Annotated in this window: 7 protein-coding genes; 3 read left to right on the top strand and 4 right to left on the bottom strand. The window is 47.8% G+C overall.

Going from position 1 to position 6,993, the window contains the following annotated elements; genetic code table 11:
* Positions 1–408: 408 nt before the first annotated feature.
* The 4 genes from MNV_RS12830 to hemL are packed head-to-tail and all read right to left on the bottom strand — an operon-like array spanning position 409 to position 4,127.
* Positions 409–1,179: a uroporphyrinogen-III synthase gene (locus MNV_RS12830; protein WP_096206361.1), complete on the bottom strand. Its 771-nt coding sequence runs from the start codon at positions 1,177–1,179 to the stop codon at positions 409–411.
* Positions 1,180–1,181: 2 nt separating this feature from the next.
* Positions 1,182–1,925: a uroporphyrinogen-III C-methyltransferase gene (gene cobA, locus MNV_RS12825; RefSeq protein ID WP_096206360.1), complete on the bottom strand. Its 744-nt coding sequence runs from the start codon at positions 1,923–1,925 to the stop codon at positions 1,182–1,184.
* Positions 1,882–2,865 (bottom strand): hydroxymethylbilane synthase, encoded by a 984-nt coding sequence (hemC, locus tag MNV_RS12820; RefSeq protein WP_096206359.1) that lies wholly within the window; start codon positions 2,863–2,865, stop codon positions 1,882–1,884. Before hemC ends, cobA begins: the two co-directional genes overlap by 44 nt.
* Positions 2,862–4,127 carry a glutamate-1-semialdehyde 2,1-aminomutase gene (hemL, locus tag MNV_RS12815; RefSeq protein ID WP_096206358.1) on the bottom strand — a complete coding sequence of 422 codons (1,266 nt, stop codon included), beginning with the start codon at positions 4,125–4,127 and terminating at the stop codon, positions 2,862–2,864. Before hemL ends, hemC begins: the two co-directional genes overlap by 4 nt.
* Positions 4,128–4,274: 147 nt before the next feature.
* On the opposite strand from hemL, the gene MNV_RS12810 reads away from it, so the two are divergent.
* The 3 genes from MNV_RS12810 (at position 4,275) to MNV_RS12800 (ending at position 6,971) form a co-directional block, all read left to right on the top strand.
* Positions 4,275–5,237, top strand: coding sequence for a cytochrome c3 family protein (locus MNV_RS12810; RefSeq protein ID WP_096206357.1), 963 nt, complete (start codon positions 4,275–4,277; stop codon positions 5,235–5,237).
* A gap of 210 nt (positions 5,238–5,447) precedes the next feature.
* A complete protein-coding gene (locus MNV_RS12805) occupies positions 5,448–5,699 on the top strand; it encodes a GTP 3',8-cyclase MoaA family protein (RefSeq protein WP_096206356.1) in 252 nt (83 codons plus the stop codon).
* A gap of 90 nt (positions 5,700–5,789) precedes the next feature.
* Positions 5,790–6,971: a molybdopterin molybdotransferase MoeA gene (locus MNV_RS12800; RefSeq protein ID WP_096206355.1), complete on the top strand. Its 1,182-nt coding sequence runs from the start codon at positions 5,790–5,792 to the stop codon at positions 6,969–6,971.
* Positions 6,972–6,993: the final 22 nt, after the last annotated feature.

Genomic DNA, 6,993 nt, shown 5'->3' with positions numbered 1-6,993 from the left:
ACAACATTACTTATATGACTATGCTTAATGTGTCGGCTATGGATAGAATAGTTAAAAGGAATTTTGGATATGTAAAAACGCTATGTACAGGCCTTGGACTTAAGTCCGGGGTTTGTGACTCCAGCACGTGTACCATTGTAAATCCCTCTAACCTTGTTTTTCTAAGTTTTGGGGCTAATTAGTGTAACTTAGATCCTATCTGAAAAGTTAAAATAAGAGAACATAGAGATTTTTAAACACGCCTCTGTGTTCTCTGTGAACTCTATGGTTGATTCGGAGATATACTACTGATTGATTTCCTATGAAAATTGCTACGATATGGTCTCAACATAGCGATTTTCATCCTTGCGTGCCTGTGCCAATTGGCTCATGAGGGTTTTTCGGATAGGTTCTTGATCAATTATACCATTAGCAGTCGTGCTCCCTGCACTCCCTTAGCAGCTCCTCAAACGTATAGTTCTCTGGCATTACCTTGACTTTCACCCCAAACCCTGACAGCGTGTCAGAAGTAGGCTTGCCTATAGCCCCAACAGTCTTTTCGTTCATTATCCTGATAACATCATCCTTCACTCCCATCTCGTCGGCAATCGCCATGAAGTTCCTTACCATCATCGAGCTTGTGAATGCAAAAATATCGATTTCTCCTGCAAGAGCCTTTTCCATGAGCCTTGTATGCCTCTCGTCCCTTGGCATTATTATCTGGTACACCTGCGTCTCATGCACCACAGCACCTTTTTCAATGAGCCCGTTGACAAGCTCCGGCGCCCCGTGGCTGCTTCGCGCTATCTCGACGACCATGCCTTCAATCCCGCGCAAATGCTCTACCAGCCCTTCTGAACTGTAGGATTCCGGCACTATGCTTACCCTTATACCGTTCTTCAGCAGGGCACTTTCGGTTTTCGGTCCGATAGCGACCACATGCATTTTGTTGAGCTGCTCGATGAACTCTTCAGGCGAATTAAGTTTCAGGAGCGTGAACTCAACGCCGTTTGCGCTTGTGAAGATAACATAATCGGACTCACCTTCCATGACCCGCGAAACGAATCCTTTAAAATTAGCATCGGTCTTATCCACTACATCGATCATCGGGGCAGTGACGACTTTAAATCCCATGGAGCTTGCAAGTCTGGCTGATTCTGTAAGATAGCTGGCAGGCCTCATTATGGCTATTACTTTCATTTTTAATGTTTGACTAACTCGCGATGGAGCTTTACCACATCGCCTATAACTGTTATCGCAGGAGCCCTGACGTTGCGCTGTTTGCATAAGCCCACGATATCCGCCAGCGTACCTACAGTTACGCGCTGGTCAGGTCGCGTGCCCTTCTCGATGACAGCCACGGGCGTATCAATGGATTTTCCATGTTTCAGCAGTTCCTTCACATTGCTCTCCAGCATGCTGACGCCCATCAGTATGACGAGCGTGCCTTCAAACCGCGCAAGGAGTTCCCAGTCAAGACCTGTCTCTTCCTTTGTAGGGTCCTCATGACCTGTAATAAAGGTAACCATAGAAGCATAATCGCGATGAGTGATGGGGATTCCTGCATAGGCAGGAACAGCGATAGCTGATGTAATTCCCGGCACGACCTCGACCTCGATACCTTCCCTTACAAGTACCTGTGCCTCCTCGCCCCCGCGCCCGAAAAGATACGGGTCTCCGCCTTTTAGCCGCACAACGAGTTTGCCTTCCTTTGCTCTTTTTACAAGCAATTCGTTTATCTGCCACTGGGAGAGCTTGTGGTCTCCTGCATATTTTCCTACGTCTATCCTCTCGGCAGATGCAGGAAGCATATCAAGTATCGCCTTCCCGGGGAGCTGGTCGTACAGGATAACCTCTGCACTCTCAATAAGCCTTTTTGCTTTTATTGTCAGTAACTCGGGGTCACCAGGACCTGAGCCCACAAGATAAACTTTTCCTATCATCATATCCTCTTTTTTCGGCGAACATTTTTACAGCCTCATCAACGAGCTTGCCTCCGCCTTTTTGTTTAAGCTCGTTCCCGATGTGCTCTGCTTCTCGCACATAATCGGCAGGGTTTATAAACTCATCTATTTTTACATGGCGCTTGCCATCCACTGACAGGACTTCAGTGCGTACGTGGATCTCATTGCCCTCGCTTGTTGCAAAAGCACCTATCGGCACAAGGCACCCGCCGCCGAGTATCCCGATTATGATGCGCTCAATCCTGGTCTCGATGCGTGTCTTATCATCATCAAGCTCCCTGGCAGCCTTTTCAGCTTCAGAATCCTTTTTCGCAGCGATCACTATTGTTCCCTGGTTTGCCGAAGGGACAAAATCATCTGCGTTCAGGCGCTCTCCGGGAATGTCCCATTTCATCCTCTCAAGCCCTGCCTCTGCCATGAATATTCCATCGTACTGCCCTTCCCTGAGTTTCCGGAGGCGGGTATCTATATTTCCTCGAAGGTCTTTTATGACGATATCCTTCCTGAACCTCAAAAGCTGTGCCCGCCGCCGCAGGCTCGTTGTCCCTATGATCGCGCCTTCAGGCAGGTCCTTTAAATCCGTCCTGTCGCGCGTGAGCAGGAAATCATACGGGGAATCGCGCTTCATGACGGCTGCGATCGTTAGTTCCGGCGGGCGCTCCGTGGGAACGTCCTTCATGCTGTGTACGGCGATATCGATCTCACCGGCTAACATGGCATCATCGATCTCGCGCACGAAAACACCAAAACCCTGTACTTCATGGAGCGGTCTGTCCGTGAAGGTATCGCCACATGTCTTGATTATCTTTATTTCTGTCTCTATGCCGTTTTTTGCAAGCAAGTCTTTTACGAGGTTTGCCTGGGCGAGCGCAAGCTTGCTGCCTCTTGTTCCGATCCTGAGTCGCGCATTCTGGGATTTCATTTTAAATTCCTTTGATATGCCTCAATGGTCTTATTTATGTCGTCCTGCGAATGTGCCAGTGATAAAAAGTTCGTCTCAAACTGCGAAGGCGGGAGGAAAATGCCGTCTGAGAGCATCTTCTTAAAGAATACGTTGAATTTCTCGGTATCGCACTTCAACGTGTCCTGATAATTGTACGGCGTATCGCCGAAGAACACCTTGAACATGCTGCCCACACCGCTCACGCTGTAATCAAGACCCAGGTCGCCTGCAACGTCCACAAGCGCGCTGCGCATCGCATCTCCGGCTTTATTCACTTTTTCGTGTACTTTTTCCTTTTTCAGGGTGCTGATAACAGCAAGCCCGGCGCTCATCGATACAGGGCTTCCGTTAAAGGTCCCTGCCTGGTACACCGCGCCTGCAGGCGAGATGTTCTCCATTATTTCGCGTTTTCCACCTATCACGCCGATATGGAAGCCTCCTCCCAGGATTTTACCAAGCGTGGTCATGTCTGGCGTAACGCCGTAATATTCCTGAGCTCCGCCCATGGCGAGACGGAAACCCGTGATGACCTCATCGAATATGAGCAGCACGTCATTCTCCCTGGTCACGGCGCGGACATCTTCCAGATATCCTTTCTTAGGCACAATGGGCCCGATATTGCCAAGAACAGGCTCAATGATGATTGCAGCTACGTCGTCCTTATAAGCCTCGATCACAGCGGTCATCGCTTCTATATCATTATACGGTACTTGCAGCGTATTTTTAGTAAAATCGGGAGGTACGCCTGCTGAATTCGGCGTTCCGAGCGTGGTCGCACCTGAGCCTGCTTTCACCAGCACAGCCTCATGGGCGCCGTGGAATCCACCTTCTATTTTTATGAACTTGTTCTTTTTTGTAAATCCCCTTGCTGCCCGCAGCGCCCCCATTGTGGCTTCGGTCCCCGTGGAAACAAAGCGCACCATGTCTATGCTGGCATAAAGCCTGATGATTTCTTTTGCAAGAGCTACCTCAAGTTCGGTGGGTGTGCCGTACAGCCAGCCGTCCGGGAGCTGCCTTATCACCGCTTCCTTTATAGCGGGATGGTTATGACCCAGAAGCAGGGGACCATAGCCCATCACGTAATCTATGTATTCATTGCCATCTATATCCGTTATCTTTGAGCCGTTCGCCCGTTTTGTATAAAATGGATACGGTTTTATGGCGCGAACAGGGCTGCTCACGCCTCCGGGGAGGACTTTTTTTGCTTCCTCGAATAATTTTCTTGATTTTTCTGTGCCCATGAATCACTGAAATTAGGGGACGATATAATATAATTTGTGATTTAAGCACAATTACTTTGTGTAAAATCAAATCGAAAGTATAATATGCTGCAAGAGCAATAGCCAGTTAAAAACGGGGAAAAACGGGTAGGATAGGGCAGGGATATTATGAAGATAGTAAGAATCATTTGTTTATTATTTATTGTGGCTGCCATATTCACGGCAGCAGCGTATGCAGCGGAAACGAATTTCACAGCCTCCTCTCTGACAGCTCAGGATGTGGATTGTAAGAAGTGCCATACAGATACCCCGCACCTGATACATGCCAAAAAACCTGTGGATTGCACCAATTGCCATGGGGATAAACTGTCCGTATCAATACCCCAGTGCACAAAATGCCATGACGGTCCTATTCATCAGGTGCATGCCGGGAAAGTGAGCAACCAGTCATGCTCCTACTGCCATAAGAACATAACCGGTGTCCATAATGCCCTGACCAGCGACGCAGTATGCTCCCATTGTCACAAGGACCTTGTGGAAGTCCACGGGGATGAATCTGCATGCACAAAGTGCCACAAATCCCCGCCTGAGATAGTTAAACCCCTGAAACTTGAAGGCTCAGTACTTGTATGCCAGAACTGCCATGCACAGACGAGTGTTGCGACAATACACGGGGCTGTAGATGATAAGACGGGGTGCTATAACTGCCACAAAGGAAAATCAGAAGCGAATGGAAGTGAAGTGCCTCATGTTATTCATGCTACAAAGGTAGAATGCAAAGGATGCCATGAGGAGAACGGCAAGATGGTAGTACCGCAGTGTACAAGATGCCACGATATTGATACTCTCCATGCGTTCAATAAGATAGGTAAACTGACATCCCAGAGCGGGTTGCAGTGCCCTGCCTGCCATCCAGGAGAATCAAACCCGGCAGGAGCGCAGGCAGCGCCTAAAATTCAGGAGACCAAAAGCCAGCCAGAGATAACAGAAACCGCTAAAACAGAGACAACAAGACAGCAGCAGACAGAACAGCAGCAGACAGGAGGAATGAAGGTTCCGGGGTTCAGAGGCATAATGGCAATAGAGATACTGATTATAGGGTATCTCCTGCTGTGGAAGCAGCGCTCGTGATGACTTAATTACGAATAATCAAGGTATTCAGATAGATATCAACTACAGGTGAGCGCAGATGTGCTCTTCCAGGGCTTGACCCGGGGCGTTTGTCTGCGCTTTTAACCATGCAGATTCAGGCTGCGGGACAAAATAAAATAATCTTCAATCACGCACATTTTTAGTAATTTGACCGTGTGAATATAAGTCTTCCCTCGCTGATTGAAGGGTATGAATGAATTTGAAATCGCTGATGCGATTAATTTTATAGCTAAGCTTGATGGAAAAGTGATCCTGCAGCTAATTGAACTTATGAATTTTAAAAACATTAGGCAGTTTATGGTCGATATAAACGGAACAGAAAAAAAGCTGGAATCAAGAGCTGCATTCACTAAAGAACGCCAGATGCACCGAAGGAAGAAGTATTTCATAGATGGAGTTGAGGTCGAACTTGTTAGATATAAACGAAGAAGCTTCTGTTGAGGAAATTAAAGAGATGCTTAAAATCGCCGTTGGAAAAAGAGAGCCTTTTTATAAAGGCGGATAGAATGATAGCAACATTTTATAATAAATATGAGTTCACCAATAACCCTTCATGAGGCGCTCGAAAAAATAAAAGAGTTAAAGAGCGCATTTTACTTCAGGCGCGAATCAGAACAGGTAAGCCTTAACGACTCTATAGGCAGAGAACTAAGTGAAACCATTTTTGCCCGCTCCATGTCGCCTGAATTCGATATAGCGGCAATGGACGGTTTTGCCGTCCGCAGCGAAGATAGCTACCCGCTGAGAATAACGGGGCGTGCTTATGCGGGAGACAGGGCGGTAACAATAGGGGATGGTGAGGCTTTGGCTATAGCGACCGGGGCGTTCATGCCTGGCGGGGCGGATGCTGTCCTGAGAATGGAGGATGCAAAGACCGGGGAAGATTTGCTGTACGGCAAAAGCCTGAAAAAATGGGAGAACGTGTTCAGGGCAGGCTCTGACTACAGGGCGGGGGACAGGATATTTGAGAAAAACCACCGCATCATGCCGCAGAGCGCCGCGCTGCTGTACAGTCTGGGCATTGAGAAAATATCGGTATATAAAAAAACCAGGGCTGGCATAATCTCGACAGGTACGGAGATTCATAATGGCATGATAAAAAATACTAATGCTGTGCTGATACGGGGTTTTATAAAGGAATTGGGTTGCGAACCCACATCTATTGCTACTGTGCCTGATGACTATGATAAAACAAAGAACATGCTCCTGGATGCGACGGAGAAGAACGATGTTATTTTCACTACAGGAGGTGTCTCTGTGGGTGAGCGCGACTATATTGCAGACATAATCGCAGAAACAGGTAAAACCATGTTCCACAGGGTTGCAATCCGGCCCGGAAAACCCATTGCTGTTGGAATAATCAACGACACGCCTGTTTTCGGTCTCCCGGGCAAACCCACCGGGGCGTTCTCAGCCCTTGAAATGGTGGTTCGCGGTTATTTCACAGATATCCCCAGAGCAACGCGCAAGCTCACGATAAATGAGGATGTAGAGCTGCAGGAAAAAGGTTTTAGTTACATCCTGTTCGTGAAAATCGCACAAAACGCGGCAAATACTATGGGATACAAGAATTCAGGTATGAATCTGTTCGAGAAGGAGTACGAGACTGCAATCATCTCAGCCTCTCCCCGCTCTACCGTCGTGGACGGATATGTCGTGACAGATAGGGATATAAAAAAAGGCGAGCAGGTCGAAGTCCATCTGTTCAGTTAGGAGAATGAGGAACAAAAAATCC

Origin of the sequence: Candidatus Methanoperedens nitratireducens (genome assembly GCF_900196725.1) — an archaeon.
Lineage (GTDB): Archaea > Halobacteriota > Methanosarcinia > Methanosarcinales > Methanoperedenaceae > Methanoperedens > Methanoperedens nitroreducens_A.
The sequence above is the reverse complement of the archived record's forward strand: the minus strand, read 5'-3'. Positions and strand labels throughout refer to the sequence as shown.